General features: G+C 63.6%; 17 protein-coding genes. 9 read left to right on the plus strand and 8 right to left on the minus strand.

What is annotated here, in order from left to right:
* Nucleotides 1–12: 12 nt before the first annotated feature.
* Nucleotides 13–726, minus strand: coding sequence for a Crp/Fnr family transcriptional regulator (locus QUH67_RS19950; protein ID WP_300940577.1), 714 nt, complete (start codon nt 724–726; stop codon nt 13–15).
* Between the two features lie 142 nt (nt 727–868).
* Here QUH67_RS19950 and QUH67_RS19955 point away from each other — a divergent pair, with 142 nt between their 5' ends.
* On the plus strand, nt 869–1,072 hold the full coding sequence (locus QUH67_RS19955; protein ID WP_300940579.1) for a hypothetical protein: 204 nt from the start codon (nt 869–871) through the stop codon (nt 1,070–1,072).
* 42 nt (nt 1,073–1,114) lie between these two features.
* Here the strand turns inward: QUH67_RS19955 and QUH67_RS19960 are convergent, their stop codons facing one another.
* Both QUH67_RS19960 and ndk read right to left on the minus strand, forming a co-directional pair.
* Nucleotides 1,115–1,951, minus strand: coding sequence for a TerC family protein (locus tag QUH67_RS19960; RefSeq protein ID WP_300940580.1), 837 nt, complete (start codon nt 1,949–1,951; stop codon nt 1,115–1,117).
* A 58-nt stretch (nt 1,952–2,009) separates the two neighbouring features.
* Nucleotides 2,010–2,432, minus strand: a complete 423-nt coding sequence (gene ndk, locus QUH67_RS19965; protein WP_300940581.1) for a nucleoside-diphosphate kinase — start codon at nt 2,430–2,432, stop codon at nt 2,010–2,012.
* A 320-nt stretch (nt 2,433–2,752) separates the two neighbouring features.
* Here ndk and QUH67_RS19970 point away from each other — a divergent pair, with 320 nt between their 5' ends.
* The 3 genes from QUH67_RS19970 (at nt 2,753) to QUH67_RS19980 (ending at nt 5,353) form a co-directional block, all read left to right on the plus strand.
* Entirely contained in the window at nt 2,753–3,025 is a 273-nt protein-coding gene (locus QUH67_RS19970) for a sulfur globule protein precursor (protein ID WP_300940582.1), read from the plus strand.
* A gap of 225 nt (nt 3,026–3,250) precedes the next feature.
* Entirely contained in the window at nt 3,251–3,424 is a 174-nt protein-coding gene (locus QUH67_RS19975; RefSeq protein WP_300940583.1) for a hypothetical protein, read from the plus strand.
* A 69-nt stretch (nt 3,425–3,493) separates the two neighbouring features.
* Nucleotides 3,494–5,353, plus strand: coding sequence for an ABC-F family ATP-binding cassette domain-containing protein (locus QUH67_RS19980; RefSeq protein ID WP_300940585.1), 1,860 nt, complete (start codon nt 3,494–3,496; stop codon nt 5,351–5,353).
* Nucleotides 5,354–5,549: 196 nt separating this feature from the next.
* On the opposite strand, the gene QUH67_RS19985 is transcribed toward QUH67_RS19980, so the two are convergent.
* Nucleotides 5,550–6,083 carry a hypothetical protein gene (locus tag QUH67_RS19985; protein ID WP_300940586.1) on the minus strand — a complete coding sequence of 178 codons (534 nt, stop codon included), beginning with the start codon at nt 6,081–6,083 and terminating at the stop codon, nt 5,550–5,552.
* A gap of 458 nt (nt 6,084–6,541) precedes the next feature.
* On the opposite strand from QUH67_RS19985, the gene QUH67_RS19990 reads away from it, so the two are divergent.
* Nucleotides 6,542–6,937, plus strand: coding sequence for a hypothetical protein (locus QUH67_RS19990; RefSeq protein WP_300940588.1), 396 nt, complete (start codon nt 6,542–6,544; stop codon nt 6,935–6,937).
* Between the two features lie 1,513 nt (nt 6,938–8,450).
* On the opposite strand, the gene QUH67_RS19995 is transcribed toward QUH67_RS19990, so the two are convergent.
* Complete coding sequence (locus tag QUH67_RS19995) at nt 8,451–9,608, minus strand: patatin-like phospholipase family protein (protein WP_300940589.1); 1,158 nt, start codon at nt 9,606–9,608, stop codon at nt 8,451–8,453.
* 13 nt (nt 9,609–9,621) lie between these two features.
* On the minus strand, nt 9,622–10,446 hold the full coding sequence (locus tag QUH67_RS20000; RefSeq protein ID WP_300940590.1) for a 3-hydroxybutyrate dehydrogenase: 825 nt from the start codon (nt 10,444–10,446) through the stop codon (nt 9,622–9,624).
* Between the two features lie 166 nt (nt 10,447–10,612).
* Between QUH67_RS20000 and QUH67_RS20005 the strand changes: the two genes are divergently transcribed.
* Complete coding sequence (locus tag QUH67_RS20005) at nt 10,613–11,512, plus strand: LysR family transcriptional regulator (RefSeq protein ID WP_300940592.1); 900 nt, start codon at nt 10,613–10,615, stop codon at nt 11,510–11,512.
* A 6-nt stretch (nt 11,513–11,518) separates the two neighbouring features.
* Here the strand turns inward: QUH67_RS20005 and QUH67_RS20010 are convergent, their stop codons facing one another.
* Entirely contained in the window at nt 11,519–12,226 is a 708-nt protein-coding gene (locus QUH67_RS20010; RefSeq protein WP_300940594.1) for a peroxiredoxin-like family protein, read from the minus strand.
* Nucleotides 12,227–12,311: 85 nt separating this feature from the next.
* Nucleotides 12,312–12,596, minus strand: a complete 285-nt coding sequence (locus tag QUH67_RS20015; protein ID WP_300940595.1) for a hypothetical protein — start codon at nt 12,594–12,596, stop codon at nt 12,312–12,314.
* Between the two features lie 228 nt (nt 12,597–12,824).
* On the opposite strand from QUH67_RS20015, the gene QUH67_RS20020 reads away from it, so the two are divergent.
* From QUH67_RS20020 to QUH67_RS20030, 3 genes are all read left to right on the plus strand, one after another.
* Nucleotides 12,825–13,304, plus strand: coding sequence for a DUF302 domain-containing protein (locus tag QUH67_RS20020; protein ID WP_300940597.1), 480 nt, complete (start codon nt 12,825–12,827; stop codon nt 13,302–13,304).
* On the plus strand, nt 13,301–14,668 hold the full coding sequence (locus tag QUH67_RS20025) for a dihydrolipoyl dehydrogenase family protein (protein WP_300940598.1): 1,368 nt from the start codon (nt 13,301–13,303) through the stop codon (nt 14,666–14,668). The genes QUH67_RS20020 and QUH67_RS20025 overlap by 4 nt, the downstream gene beginning before the upstream one ends.
* 138 nt (nt 14,669–14,806) lie before the next feature.
* The gene (locus tag QUH67_RS20030) at nt 14,807–15,283 is read left to right on the plus strand and encodes a cupin domain-containing protein (protein WP_300940600.1); all 477 of its coding nucleotides are present in this window, start codon (nt 14,807–14,809) and stop codon (nt 15,281–15,283) included.
* Nucleotides 15,284–15,365: the final 82 nt, after the last annotated feature.

Below are 15,365 nucleotides of genomic sequence, written 5' to 3' on the forward strand. Positions count from 1 at the left end.
TCGGCTCGCGCTCTAAACCGACGGATCCTGGTGGAGATAGCGGTCGTCGAATTGCGCGAGTTCCGCAAGTTTCGCCTCGTCGAGCACGGTCACGCGCCCGCGGCTGATGTCGACGATGCCGTCGTCGCGAAGTTGCCGGATGATGCGATTGGCGTGCACCGGCGTGATACCCAGCGCCTCGCTGATCTGTTCTTGCGTCAGCGGCATGTCGAACGTGTCGCCCGCCTCGCGGCCGATCACTGCAAGGCGTTGGCGAAGTTCGACAACGGTGTGGGCCAGTCGGCTGGCGGCCGGCCGCTGACCGACATTGACGATCCACTCGCGAAATATCGCAGCATCGATCAGCGTGTCGCGCCAGAACACCTCGGCGAGGTTTGGATTTGCCCGCGTCATGGCGCGCAGCGACGTGTGCGCGATGAAGCCCAGCGTCGAGGGAACCATCGCGACCAGATCGTGGTCCATCCGGTGCAGATGCAGGCTCTGCAGGTCGGGTATCTCGCCGGGAATATGGATCGAGAGAATTTGACGCTGCCCGGTGACGGTCGTTTTGGCGCGAACGCAAAACCCCTCGATGACGAGGACGCATTCCGAGGGTCGGCTTCCGTCGGCCGCGATCGTCCGTCCCGGCTCCCAATGGCGCACGTTGATCGGAAGCGCACGGATCGCGGCGATATCCGCTTCGTCCAGCCCTGTGACGGTTTTGAGTCGCCGAAACAGGGCTGTCAAAACCAGCTCCCGGTCCAAGCCCGCATCTCCTCAAGTTACGATCTACCTGAACGGAACGACGCGGACCGAAGCCGGTTCCAACAAAGGTTAAGGAAGGCCCACGCCCGGCATGCGAGGATCATCACCAACACGGAGTTTTACCATGAAGAAAAAGCGCAACCGCAGCCGCCCGCCGGAGCCGCTCCAGGAGCGGCTCAAGCAAATTGCCGTTGATGCCCGCGAAAAGGCCGCCGGCCTGCCGCCGGGGGATGAACGTGATCGTCTGCTGGAAACGGCGGTCTCAACCGAGTCCGCGGCGGCCATCGACCGCTGGTTGTCGTCGCCCGGCTTGCAGAGCCCCAAATAGGCTCTGCCGAGAGTTGCCGATTACCGCTTGCCGCGTTGATCGCTACGCCGGCGCGGAGTGCTCGGCGCCCTGCAACTTGCGCCGGCGCCAGATCGACCCGGCGACGAGCACGACCGCGATGCCGATCAGTCCAAGCACCACCTCGCCGCCATGCCCGTTATTGGTGAACTGCGGCGCCATGCCGATCGACTTGAGGACGCCATCGAGGCCGGTACCGACCGGACCGTTGAAGAACGCATGCAGCGTCGGCTGCAGCGCCGGATCCGTCGCCATCACCTCGCCGGCGATCCAGCCGAGCAGGCCCGCGCCGGCCCACACCAATGCCGGCAGGCGCGTCAGCAACGCCATGATCAGCGCGGCGCCGGCAACGATCAGCGGAACACTGATGGCAAGGCCGATGACCAGCAGCGGGATGCTGCCATTGGCCGCCGCGGCCACCGCGATGACGTTGTCGAGGCTCATGACGATGTCGGCAATCGCCACGATCTGAACGGCGGCCCACAGATGCGCGGCCGCATCGACGCCGCCTTCATCCTCATGTTCGGGCACCAGCAGTTTTGCCGCGATCACCAGCAGCGCCAATCCGCCGACCAGCTTGAGGAAGGGCAACCCCATCAGGGTCACGACGATGCCGGTGAAGATGATGCGCAGGAAGACGGCGACGCCGGCGCCGAGCACCATGCCCCAGAACCGCTGCCGCGGCGGCAAGCCACGGCACGCCATCGCGATGACGAGTGCGTTGTCGCCCGACAGCAGGATGTTGATCCACATGATCTTGCCGAGCGCGACCCAGAAGGCGGGCTGCTGCATCTCGGCCTGGAATTGGGTGAAGAACGCCGAAATGTTTGCAGGATCAAGAATATTCAACAGCCAGTCCACAGCGTTCCTCCCCCACGGCCGTCCGGCCGTTGCGCGGCCAGGCGCGCCGCGTCTACGATCAACCGACGATTTCGTTTCCTGAGAAGAACTGCGCAATCTCGATCGCGGCGGTCTCCGGTGCGTCCGAACCGTGCACCGAGTTCTCGCCGATCGACTTCGCATGGACCTTGCGGATCGTGCCGTCTGCGGCCTTCGACGGATCGGTCGCGCCCATCACGTCGCGATATTTCAGCACGGCCCCCTCGCCTTGCAGCACCTGCACCACGACCGGACCCGAGGTCATGAAGTCGACCAGTTCGCCGAAGAACGGACGGGCCTTGTGCACGGCGTAGAACGTTTCAGCCTGTTCGCGGGTCATGCGAATGCGCTTCTGGGCCACGATACGGAGCCCCGCCTTCTCGATCAGCGCGTTGACGGCGCCGGTCAGATTGCGCTCGGTCGCGTCCGGTTTGATGATCGAGAAAGTGCGTTCAATCGCCATTTGTTCTTCCTTGCAAAACGCTGATTGGAGAGTTGCGGGGCTTATATCGGCGCCACCCCGGAACGGCAAGCGATCGTGTGACGCGCTGACAGCCCTTTTTGGGGTGTTTTGGTGCAGCGGAGGCATGCGGTAAACCGAAGATTACCGCGATTTTACCGACGTGAACGCTTCCTGAAGACGCCGTGCCGGCTGTGTTCAGCTTTGCACCCGTAGACTTACGGCCGATCGAACGCAGGGCATGGGCATCCGCCGGCCCCAGGCGTCCGGGACCCGATCTCACGGATGGCGCCATTGGGCGCCGAAACTATCAGGAGACGATCATGTTGCGTAAACTCTCGCTCGTTGCAGTGGCCGCGGCTGCGCTGGGTGCGGCGGCGCTGGCGCCGACGCAGGCGTCCGCCGGGGGCGGCTGGCACCATGGCGGGTGGCATCATCACCATCATCATCATCATCGCTATCACGGCTGGGGTGGCCCCCGCGTCTTCATCGGCGGCCCGGCCTATTACGGCGGCGGATATGGCGGCTGCTATGCGCGGCGGCTGGTTCCCACCCCCTGGGGTCCGCGCTGGCGGCTGGTGAACCGCTGCTACTGACCTGATCCGAACCTCCCCCCAGACTGATGCCCCGGCGACCCACGCCGGGGCTTTTTTGTGTCCATGGAACCGGACTTTCCAAATCCGCATACACGATCGCGTTCGACTACCTGCGGATGAAGCCATGTCGTCGTGCCCGGAAACCAATGTCGCCGTTGTGACTTGACTTGGTGAATTGTCACTCAAGCCTTGCCCGTGCTGCGAGGCGGAATTGGTACATAAACCATGGAATCCCGCATCGAACCCGATACCGAACACATTGATCACAAGACCTGCGTGTCGATCTGCGGCGCGATCGGCGAACGGCTGCAGCAGCGCTTTCGACCCGAGACCGAGCTGTCGCCGCGCCTGCGCGAATTGATCGACGAACTCCGCCGCCGCGACGGTGAAATGCATTGAGCCCTGCCAGAACGCCGATTTGACCGATTAATGGGTTGCGTTTGGCGGCGGGTCCGGTGACAAGGCCGGATGCTTTCCATCACGGATATTTCGGTCCGCATTGCCGGGCGGCTTCTGATCGACGACAGCACGGTGCAGATCGTGCCGGGCGCCCGCGTCGGCTTCGTCGGCCGCAACGGCGTCGGCAAATCGACGCTGTTTCATGCCATCCGCGGCGACCTGCCGATCGAATCCGGCAGCATCACGCTGCCGCCGCGCTGGCGCATCGGCAGCCTTGCCCAGGAGGCGCCGGACGGGCCGGAAAGCCTGATCAATGTCGTGCTGAAGGCCGATCTCGAGCGCGACGCGCTGCTCGAAGAAGCCGATACGGCCGAGGATCCGCACCGGATCGCGGAGATCCAGACCCGGCTGGTCGATATCGATGCGCATTCGGCGCCAGCCCGGGCGGCGGCGATCCTGAGCGGGCTTGGATTCTCCACCGCCGACCAGGCGCGGCCGTGCTCGGAATTCTCCGGCGGCTGGCGCATGCGGGTGGCGCTGGCGGCGACGCTGTTCTCGGCACCGGACTTGCTGCTGCTCGACGAGCCCACCAACTATCTCGACCTCGAAGGCACGCTGTGGCTGGAGGACCATCTGGCCAACTACCCGCGCACCGTGATCGTGATCAGCCACGACCGCGACCTGCTCGAGACGTCGGTCGACCAGATCCTGCACCTCGATCGCGGCAAGCTGACGCTCTACAAGGGCAGCTATTCCTCGTTCGAGGAACAGCGCGCCACCCGCGAGATGCTCGACGCCAAGCATGCCAAGCGCCAGGCCGACGAACGCAAGCGGCTGCAGGCCTTTGTCGACCGCTTCAAGGCCAAGGCCTCGAAGGCCCGCCAGGCGCAATCCCGCGTCAAGATGCTGGAACGGATGAAACCGGTCACCGCGCTGGTGACGCAGGACGTGCGTGAGATCAGCTTCCCGACGCCGGAGAAAACGCTATCCCCGCCGATCATCGCCGTCGACGACGTCTCGGTCGGCTATGATCCGAAAAAGCCGGTGCTCAACCGCGTCACGCTGCGGATCGACACCGAGGACCGCATCGCCCTGCTCGGCTCCAACGGCAACGGCAAGTCGACGCTGGTCAAGCTGTTGGCCAACAAGCTGGCGCCGTTCTCGGGGCGGGTCACGCGGGCGGACAAGCTCTCGGTCGGCTATTTCGCGCAGCATCAGGTCGACGAGCTCAACCTCGACGGCTCGCCCTACGATCACGTGCGCAAACTGATGCCCGATGCGCCGGAGTCGAAGGTGCGCGGCCGCGTCGGCGCGATCGGGTTTTCCGGCAAGGCCGGCGACACCCTGGTCAAGAGCCTGTCGGGCGGCGAGAAGGCGCGGCTGCTGCTCGGGCTTGCCACCTTCTACGGCCCGAACATGATCATCCTCGACGAGCCGACCAACCATCTGGACATCGACAGCCGCGCGGCGCTGGCGGAAGCGATCAACGAGTTTCCCGGGGCCGTCATCATGGTCTCGCATGACCGCTACCTGATCGAAGCCTGCGCCGATCAATTGTGGGTGGTCGCCAACCACACCGTGACCGCCTATGACGGCGACCTCGACGACTACCGCAGGATGGTGCTGTCGATCGGCGACACCCGCAGCTCGCGCGAGCGGCCGAAAGAGGCCGTCAAGCCGGAGCGTGTGAAGGGCGAAAAGCGAACGTCGCCGAAACAGCGGGTCGCGGAAGCCGAGGCCGAGATCGAGCGCATCAACGGCATCATCGCCAAGATCGACACCGCGCTCGCCCTGCCCGACCTGTTCAAGCGCGACCCCAAGCAGGCCGCACAGCTCAGCAAGGCGCGCGCCGGCGCCGAAAGCGCGCTGCGGCGGGCCGAGGAAGCCTGGCTAGAAGCGAGTTCGGAATTCGACGAAGCGGCCGGTTAGACTGACTGCGCCGCTCGGTTCCGGGGCCGGACACAAAACATCGAAAACAACCCCATGCAAAGTAGCAAGGACATGGCCTCAGAAGGCCTTACCTATGACAATAAATAATTGATCTCTATGCACTTTATTGATGAATCTTGATTCACCCGAAAGTACGTCCGCGGCCAGGCGCCGAAGATGGATGACCGCTACGAGACTACCCGGCCGACTTCTTCTTCGGCTTGCCGCCTTTGGCAGGCCCAGCGGCCTCGGGCGCGCGCTCGATCGAGGTCAGGCGGCCCGCGGTAAACGTGTAGATTCCGGCCCGCTGGCCGCGCGAATAATTGACGACCGCCACGCGATCGCCGCGCGCATTGTTGGACAGGCTGACATTGTCGGGCGCACCGATGCCACGCACGACATCGCATTCGGTGTGGCCCAGCGCCACCGTCCCGCTCGTCGACGGTGGGCTTCCGGCGGCGCCGTCCGCCAGCGCGTTGGCGCCGCCACCGGGCGGCGCCATGCCGGGACAGCCGCCATCGGCGGCGACGAGTTGGTCCGGCGTCACGGCCTTTTCCGGGCTGAGCGGCGGCGTCTCGATCGAAACGTTGCGGATGAACACGCGCCCGGTGCGCGAGAACCAGTCGGCATCCTTCGACATCAGCTCGGACGCGCCCGAACAGCCCGCGAGCGCGGGTCCGAGCAGCAACAACGTCAGCAATGACTTTCGATCGGTGATTCCGCGCCGCACGCTAGATCCTGGCTCCGCTTTCAACTGCAAGCATTTGTCCGACCATCACTTTGCGGCACGACCATGGCTGCCCGCAAGGTCCGGTGCTGGAACCGAAGATTATCATTAATTCGCGGGAGTCGCTAATTTTCGGGATAGCAGACTGTCAGCAGAGCATCTCGGCGGCGGATGCGACAACGTCAATCCGCTCCGCCCGTGTAGCAACCGAGTTCGCGCGGCGGCGCAACATATCGCGATGGGTCAAAGCGCGACTTCAGGCGGCAACCAAGCTACATCAGCTTGTCTCCCAGCAACCGACATCGGCCGGGCCGCTCAGGAGTTCTGTTGAGGGCCAACTGCGGAAGTCCATGTTGTTGACAGGCCGCCACTTGGGCAAGAGGGATCGACCGCCCCGGTACGGCAATGACTGGGTGACACTGACTCGCGCTTAGGAGAGCGCACGAAAGCCGAGGTGCCAGATGTCGTTGCGTGGAGTGATCCGCAAACCGGACCGGACTGCACTGGGCAGTGTGGCTGAAGTTCAGCTGCAGCTTAGCCGGGTTTTTCCTGGAGTGCGGTTTGTCTATCTAGCTGAGGAACCGCTAGGTGCGATCGAGGCTCGAAAACACATGTCGCTTACGCTGCGGCTCTGGCTCACCTTGTTCGGAGTAGACGGACGCTACCCCTGTTGCAACGGCTCTTGGGAGCGTGCGGAGAATTTGGGCGGCGGCGCGATTGAATTCTATTTCGAGACGAGTGGGCCCGTTCGATATGTCAGCGCGACTGGCTATGGCAGAACGGGGGGCTTCGACGCTCTATACGAAGAACTGGAAAAGAGCACTGGTTGGAAGATCAACTACGGCTTCTTTGCTTGAAGGACGGATCGCCATTCGTAAATCGGTAGTCGAGGCCGCTGCGAGCCGCTTCCGGTCTTCCCTCGACTGCCGACGCGTGGGCAAGCATTGAGCTAGACAGCCTCGGGCCAGCGGCAGTTGTCAACGGTTGGGAGCGGTTGTCCGCCCGATGGCTCGTCGTAGGCTCATCCTTATTTCTTCAGTCGACCGCACGTCGCGTTGAGGACGTTGTGGAGTTGCGAGCCAGCGGCAACTCCACCGCCTGCGTATCGTGTCCCGGCATAACGTCCGTTCTGCCATTGCTACCGAGCACAACCTCGTTCCGATAACGAACGGCCCACTCCCGTCGTCTCGCCGCACGTAGGCGGAGCAATCAATGTCGATCAACGGATCTGATTCGCTGAGCGCTGCTTGGGCCGATCGTTACGGCGATCACAGACGCCGAGAAATAATTCTGTTCCATACCTTCATGAAGTCATCACGTCCCAGCTCACGCTCCAGCGGCTTTCGCATGTCTTCTACGCGATAGCATGTCATTTCAGACGGTCGGCCGTCGAGATCGATCGCGGATCCGCCTCGCTTCCCTCGTTGTCACGCGTTGATGAGCACCGTATTTATACTGTTGGATAAACGGCGTTTTTCGTTTGCCGAGATGTGCAAATTGCGCGACGACTACCGCGCGTTGTGCGCTGGGGAGCTACCATGTCCGAAGCTGAGAAGACGAAACCAGAGAAGCCAGAAACCAATCCGACGGATGAAGGGCGTTTGTCGGCTCCGCCTCGGAAGGAAAAAAGCGTCGAGCCGTTTGTGTCGCGAGCGGCACACTACAGCTAGGCTTGAAAGCCGGACATTATCCCAGCCCTTTAACTGCTAGTTCTGCGACGCTCTATCAGGGCACCGTGCTCAACGGTCCGCTGCGAGTTGGCGCAGGCTTGGGAGATCGGCTACCATTTTTGCGCGGCCACCGCGCCGGGCCTGTCCGCCTTGAGTCGCAAGCGACGGTGGAGAGGAGCACGGACCCGCGTCCGCTCTGCCTCCATTAACGGACATACCGCCGTCGCTGGTGCATGTCCGCATTAACCCTCCTGAGCAATGCTACTTTGGCATGTCCATGGCCTTATGCGGGTCATCCGACTTCATGCCCTCCATCATTGCCATGTTCTTGCAGCAGCCGCACATGCCTATGCTGGACTGTTTTTGCGATTCCTGAGACTTGGGCGCTTCCGGCCATTCCGACATTTGCTTTGATGCGGCCGGCGCTCCGCACATGCCTCCGGAGTTGGCTTGCTGGCCGCCCCCACACATGGCGGACGCTGGCGATAGGGCAAGCATGAGAGCGACGGCAGTTGATGCGAGTAGCAAGCGCATGGGGATCCCCTCCGATTAACCTGACGAACATAGGCTAGATGGCGAAAGTCCGGGAATCACGATTGGGTCAGCATCACGCGGGTAGCGACAGACGAGGAAGTCGGCTGAAGACTCTAGGCGGATGGACCAAGCCGGGTTTGATACCGCCAAGAGCTGAGGTCTCCTCTTACTCGGCCGCCTGGCGGACTTCCTCCAGCCCTTCATGCACGATCACGCCGGAGAGCGGGTCGAATTCACCGACCCACGGCTTCCGTTGCAGGACGGCGCGTGTATGGGCATGGCCGGCGTCCCAGCGCTGCTTGATACCCGAAGGTGAGAAATCGATGTCCTTGGTGTGGGTCTCGCATTCCAGTTGCGGCGCAAGCAGGCGCACAACGTGCATGCGGGTCGGACAGCCGTAGCTGGCGAGTTCCCGCACCGCGTCTGTCCTGCGCTCGTCTTGCGGCAGCCTTGCGACGAGCTGGTTGATGACATGGCGCAGGCGGTGCGCCTGCTGCTGCCGGGCGACGTGGCTGGCAATGCGGCTCGAATACTGCACGTCCTTGTGGCGGTTGAGCACATCTTTCATCGTCGTCGGCTCTTCACCCGACGGATTCCACAAGTGAACGGCGAAGATCAGCGAATTCTTCCGCGGGTTGTCGTCGAACACGGCTTCCGTCGGCGTGTTGGACAGGATGCCGCCGTCCCAGTAGAGGTCGCCGTCAATGCGGATCGCAGGGAAGGCCGGCGGCAACGCGCCCGACGCCATGATATGGCGGACGTCGAGCCGCCCCTCCCGGCTGTCGAAATAGCGCATCTGGCTCGTGCGCACATGCGCGGCGCCGACGGTGAGCCGAGGCTTGCAATCGTTCAGCAGATCGAAGTCGACGAGATCGCTCAGCGTCCGCTCCAGCGGAGCCGTCGAATAGTAGCCGGCATTGTCGGCGCCGAGCGGATAGGAATCGCCGGCATGTGCCAGCGGATTGGGCCGGAAGAAGCCGGGAATGCCGTGGGTGACGGTCGCCCAGTAGGAGAGCTTCTCGTTGAAGCCCGGGATGATGCCGCGAAAATTCCAGGGCGGTTGCTGCTCCATCTTCTTCCAGAACTCGCGCAGCCGCGACAGGCGGTTCTGTGGCGAATTGCCTGCGATGAGGCTTGCGTTGATCGCTCCGATCGACGTGCCGATGATCCAGTCCGGCTCCATGCCGGCTTCGTGCAGCGCCTGGTAGACGCCGGCCTGATAGGAGCCGAGCGCCCCGCCGCCCTGCAGCACCAGAACGACCTGGCCGGGGTCGGACTTTTGGATTCGTGCGATGCTCGAAGCATTGATGTCGATGGAATGCATGTCCCGCTCCCGTTCAGTGCGCCGTCCAGCCGCCGTCGACCGGCAGCGCGATGCCGGTGATCGAAGCTGCCGCGTCGCTGGCAAGAAACACCGTGAGTGCGCCGAGTTCGCCAACGTCGGCGAACCGCTTGTTGGGTTGCTGCGCCAGCAGAACCTCGCGAATGACCTGATCGCGCGAGATACCGTGCGCCTTCGCCTGACCCTCTATCTGCGCCTCGACCAGCGGCGTATAGACGTAGCCGGGGCAGATCGCGTTGCAGGTGATACCGTCTTCAGCCGTCTCCAGCGCGGTGACCTTGCTGAGGCCGACGAGACCGTGCTTGGCCGAGACATAGGCGGCCTTGAAGGGCGAGGCGACGAGGCCGTGGGCGGAGGCGATATTGATGACGCGGCCGAATCCATTTTCTCGCATCGCCGGCAGCGCGGCCCGCGTGGCGTGAAAGGCCGACGACAGATTGATCGCGAGGATCGCATCCCACTTGTCGACCGGAAACTGGTCGAGCGGCGCGACGTGTTGAATGCCGGCATTGTTGACGAGAATGTCAAGCCGGCCATGTTCGGCGAGGATCGCGGCCACCATCTCCGCGATGGCGTCGGGCCGTGTCATGTCGGCCGGCGAATAGCCGACCTTGACGCCGAACTCGCCGGCGAGCTTTTCGCGCGTCTCGGCGATCTCGGCGGCCACGCCGAGGCCGTTCAGCACCACCGCGGATCCGGCGGCGGCCAGCGATCGTGCGATGCCGAGGCCGATGCCGCTGGTCGAGCCGGTGACAAGCGAAACCTTGCCGGCTAGCGGTCGCGCCGTCGAGGCGCCTTGCGTCGTTACCTGGATGTTCATGGCTGGCCCTCTGGCGGTGATTTCAAGGCAATCTGCCCGGGGGCCCCATCAAAGAAAAATGCCCTTTACCTCCCGTAACGATAGTCAATTGCTATCGTACTTTTCCTGACAGCTCAGCGGGTTGCGGGGTATCTTCCCGCCTATCTGGAGAATGGGGCAAACGATCATGGAAATGCACCAGGTCCGATATTTCCTTGCGGTGGCTCGCACGCTGAATTTCACCAAGGCGGCCGATGACTGCAACGTGGCGCAGCCGTCGCTGACGCGCGCCATCAAGCAGCTCGAGGCCGAACTCGGCGGCGACCTGTTTCGCCGCGAGCGCCCCGTGCAGCTCACCGAGCTCGGGCAACGCATGCATCCGCTGTTGCAGCAATGTTTCGAGGCGGCAAGCGGCGCGCGTTCGCTGGCGGCTTCGCTGAAGAGCGGCGACGTCGGCGCGCTTCGCATTGCGCTCACGCACGCGATCGATCTGTCGCTGCTCATTCCCTATCTCGATCAGATCAGGCGGCAATTCAACCGGCTGGAATTTCGCTTCCTGCGCGGCGACAGCCGCCAGGTCGGCGAACACCTCAAGAGCGGCGAAGCCGAACTCGGCATCGCCGCCGAACTCGGCAGCGACTGGGAAAGGCTCGACGTCTGGCCGCTGTTCACCGAAGGATTCGAACTCGTCGTCAACGGTCAACATGCACTGGCGAAGCGCGGTAACGTCGAGTTCGAGGATTTGCGAAGCGAGCAACTGCTATCGCGCCACTACTGCGAACACGCCGCTCGAATCAATGATGCGCTGCGGGAGCACGGCCTCGATGTCGAACGAAAGCACGAAGTCGCCAGCGAACGCGACCTGATCGAGCTGCTGGAGGCAGACATTGGCGTCGCTGTGATTCCGCACACCGCCACGACGCCGGCGACGTTGAAGCGCGCGGCTGTCGATGGCCTGGATGCGCGCCGCACCGTTCATCTCTACGGCGTCGCGGGACGCGAGCGGACCGCGGTGGCGGCTGCGGTGATGCGGATGCTGCGCGGCGCGGACTGGCAGCAGTTTCTGAGCAAGGGTGCGGGGGCCTGATGCCCCTCACCCCGCGCTTTGCAGCGCAGCCAGCAGATCGTCGATTTCCATCCGCTTGCGGAAGTCCGGATCGACGAAGCGGGCCTTGACCAGGCCGTCTTGTCCGACCACGAACGTGGCGGGAATCGGCAGTACCCAACCATCGTTGCCGTGAAAGCTGGCCATGTCGTAGTACGACAATAGCCGCTGGATCTCGGGGCCTAGCCAGATCGCAAGATTGAGCGAGAGCGCGTAGCCGTTGTCGAGATCGGTCAACACCGGGAACGGCGCGGCGGATTCGGTCTTGAACCGCCCGGCGTATTCCTGCGTCTCCGGCATGATCGCGACAACCTGCGCGCCCATCGCCTCGACGCGATTCATTGCCTGGGTCACCGCGCGGACATTGAGCCGGCAATATGGACACCAATGGCCGCGGAAGAACATCACGGCGACCGGTCCGTTGGCGATCAGGGCGTCCAAAGTGACCAGCCTGCCTTGGTGGTCCGGCAGCACGAACGGCGGCATCGGATCTCCCGGACGAGGCGCGTTTTCACCGCCGCCGTTGGCGAGAAGCCGCTCCACCAGCCGGTCGACCGCCTCGCCATAGGCCGGAAAGATCTCGCGCCCAGCGGCTGCATAGGCTTCGAGTTGCTCCCGCAAGCTGCCTTCCATGTCGCGGCACTGCAGAAAGGCGTTTCGCAGACGCTCGGCGTTGGCAGGCGTCAACTGCGTCATGTCGGGCTCCGGTGCATTCATTGTCGCATCATATTTTCCGGCGCCGGCCGTCCGCAAGGGGCGGCCTGGCGCGCGCCTTGCGATCTCAAGGACGATAGAAATTGCCGGTCGGATCGAGCGTGCCCGACACCGAGTAGAGTTCATTGTTGTGCATGAAGAAGGTGGTGTTGGCCGGCACCTTGGTGGCGTGCTTCATCATCGCGGCATGGCTCTTTTCGCTCGAAGCCATCGCCATGGCGCTCATTTTGCCGGGGCCGGCATACATGTACGCCATGCCCGGGTTGAATTCCCAGATGACCTGCGAGAATGCGGCGGTGGCGATCGAGGCGAAGGCCGCAGCGGCGACCAGAGTCTTGGACAAGGGGCTCATGGAAGTTCCTCAAGGGGTTGGACGCCCGCCGTTCGGGCGCCCTCGCATCAAAAGCCGGCGCCGCGCAGATGAAAAATACCGTTGCCCGATCGGTTCGATAGCCCGGAGGCATCGAACGCAGTTGATAGCGGCGAGCTATCGCAACCAGAGCGCATCCGCATTTCCTATTCCCTGATCGCGCCGCCATCCTGACCGCCATGCATTCCCGCCAACGGACAGGAGCCACTCATGATCCGCCGCCTCCTCACTCTCCTCGCATCACTGGCGTTCTGCGCCTTTCTTGCGCTGACCGCCTCGCACGCCCGGGCCGACAGCGACGACGGCATCGTCCGCGTCAAGAGCGCGGTGCCGATGCAGGAAGCGATCGCCAGGATCAAGGCGGACATTGCCGCCAAGGGCATCCAGTTCTTCTCGGAAATCGACCAGTCGAAACTGGCGAGCGATGCCGGCATCAGGCTGCGTCCCTCCACGCTGCTGGTGTTCGGCAATCCGCCGCTCGGCACCCAGTTCATCACCTCGAACCCGAATGCCGGGCTCGACTGGCCGGTGCGGCTGTTGCTGACCCAGGACGACGATGGCGCCGTCTGGGCGGTATGGACTGATTTCGAATGGATCGCGAAGCGTCACAACATCCGCGACCGCGTCGCCCAGTTCGAGATGGCGACGGCCGTCGTCCGTTCCATCACGTCGACGATCGCCTCCAAATGACGGCCGCTGCGGAGCCGTTCGACGTCGTGATCCTGGGCGGCGGCAATGCCGGGATCGGCGTCACCGGACCGGTGCGGCGCGCCGGCATGTCGGTCGCGATGATCGAGGCCCGCGATCTCGGCGGCACCTGCCCGAACCGCGGATGCACGCCCAAGAAGGTCCTGGTCGCAGCCGGCCATGCCCTGCACGAGATCGAGCAGGCTTCGGTGCACCGCATTGCCGTCGGCAAGCCGAGACTCGACTGGGCGGCGCTGATCGATCGCGAGAAAGACATGATCAAGGACATTCCGGAAAACCTCGCCCGGGCCATGGCGCGCCGCAACGTCGAGGTGATCAAGGGCCAGGCGGCGTTTGCCAGCCCCACCACCATCCGCGTCGGCGACCGCACGCTGGAAGCCAAACACATCGTGATCGCGACCGGCTCGAAGCCGCGGCCACTGCCGATTTCGGGCGCGGAGCACATGATCACGTCGGACGAGATGCTGAGCGAACGCGAACTGCCGGGCTCCGTGATTTTCGTCGGCGGCGGCGTGATCTCGCTCGAATTCGGCCATGTCTACGCCCGCGTCGGGAGCGCCGTTACCATTCTCGAAGCGCTGCCGCAGCTTCTCCCGGCCATGGACGCCGATGCGGTCGCACAATTACAGGCGCAGAGCGAGCGGATCGGCATCCGCATCAAAACTGCCGTTACCGTCAGCAGCATACAGCCCGCCAATGGCCGGTTGCGGGTCACCTTCATTCACGACGGGACTGAGCAGGTGCTCGAGGCCGACCGTGTCGTCAACGGCGCCGGGCGCATCGCCAATGTCGATACGCTGCGGCTCGAGGCCGGCAACGTCGCACAGACGAATGGCCGCGTTTCCGTCGACGCGTACTTGCGTTCGACATCCAACCCGATCGTTCATGTCTGCGGCGACGCCGTGCCGACCTCGCCACAGCTGTCGCCGATCGCGACCTATGAGGGCGACATCGTCGGGCGCAACATCGTCGAGGGTCCGAGATACCGTCCCGATTATTCCAGCATGGCAACGTCGGTCTACACCACGCCGCCGCTCGCCGCTGTCGGGCTCACCGAACGCGCCGCGCGGCAGCAGGGTCTCGCCATCGACGTTCACGTCAACGACATGCTCGGCTGGTTCTCCGCCCGCACCTATGCGGAAACGGTAGCCTGGTCGAAGGTCATCGTCGAACGGACAAGCGACCGAATTCTCGGCGCCCATTTCGTCGGTCATGCCGGGCAGGAGCTGATCAACGTCTTCGGCCTGGCGATGCGCTTCGGCATCACCGCAACGCAGATCCGCGAGAACGTCTACGCCTATCCGACGTTCGCGTCCGACATCAAGCACATGCTCGGACACGGCTGAGCGCGAATAGCGCGGCGCTATCGAACCCAGAGCGACCAGGCATTTCCTTGTTGAAGAACGATCGACGAAATTATTGCCGTAGCCGGCCGGATCGATCGGGCCGGGCCAACCGGCCGAGATGGCCAGAGGAGAACAGCCATGTTCAAGCCCACCAAGATTTCTCACCCGTTGCTCGCCGTAACGACGATCGCAGGCCTGTTCGCGGCGACCCCCGCGTTCGCCGGCGAGTGTCCCGCCGACAAGATGAAGCCGAACGCGCGCGAAAAGGTCGACTACAAGGCGGTCGGCGTCAGCGACGTCACCCTCGGCGCAATCAACCTGGAAAAACAGCCGGCCCATATCAAAGACCGCGAACTGCGCTTCCGCAAGCTGACCATCGAGCCAGGCGGGATCGTGCCCTGGCACAGCCATGACGATCGCCCGGCGCTGATCTTCGTGCAGCAGGGCGAAATCGTGGAGTACGCCTCGAACTGCATCGATCCGATCGTGCACAAGGCCGGCGATATCCGCCCCGAGGTGTCCGGCACGTCGCACTGGTGGAAGAACCTCGGCAAGGAGACCGTCATCCTCTACGTCGGCGACGTCCGCAAGGACCCGCACGACCACAACATGTAACGAGCCACTGCCCCTGCCTCGTTGCACGATGTGATGCCCGGGATCGCCGTGTTGCCCCGCACGCACCCGGGCGTCGCATCCC

The sequence above is a fragment of the Bradyrhizobium roseum genome, assembly GCF_030413175.1.
Classification (GTDB): Bacteria; Pseudomonadota; Alphaproteobacteria; order Rhizobiales; family Xanthobacteraceae; genus Bradyrhizobium; species Bradyrhizobium roseum.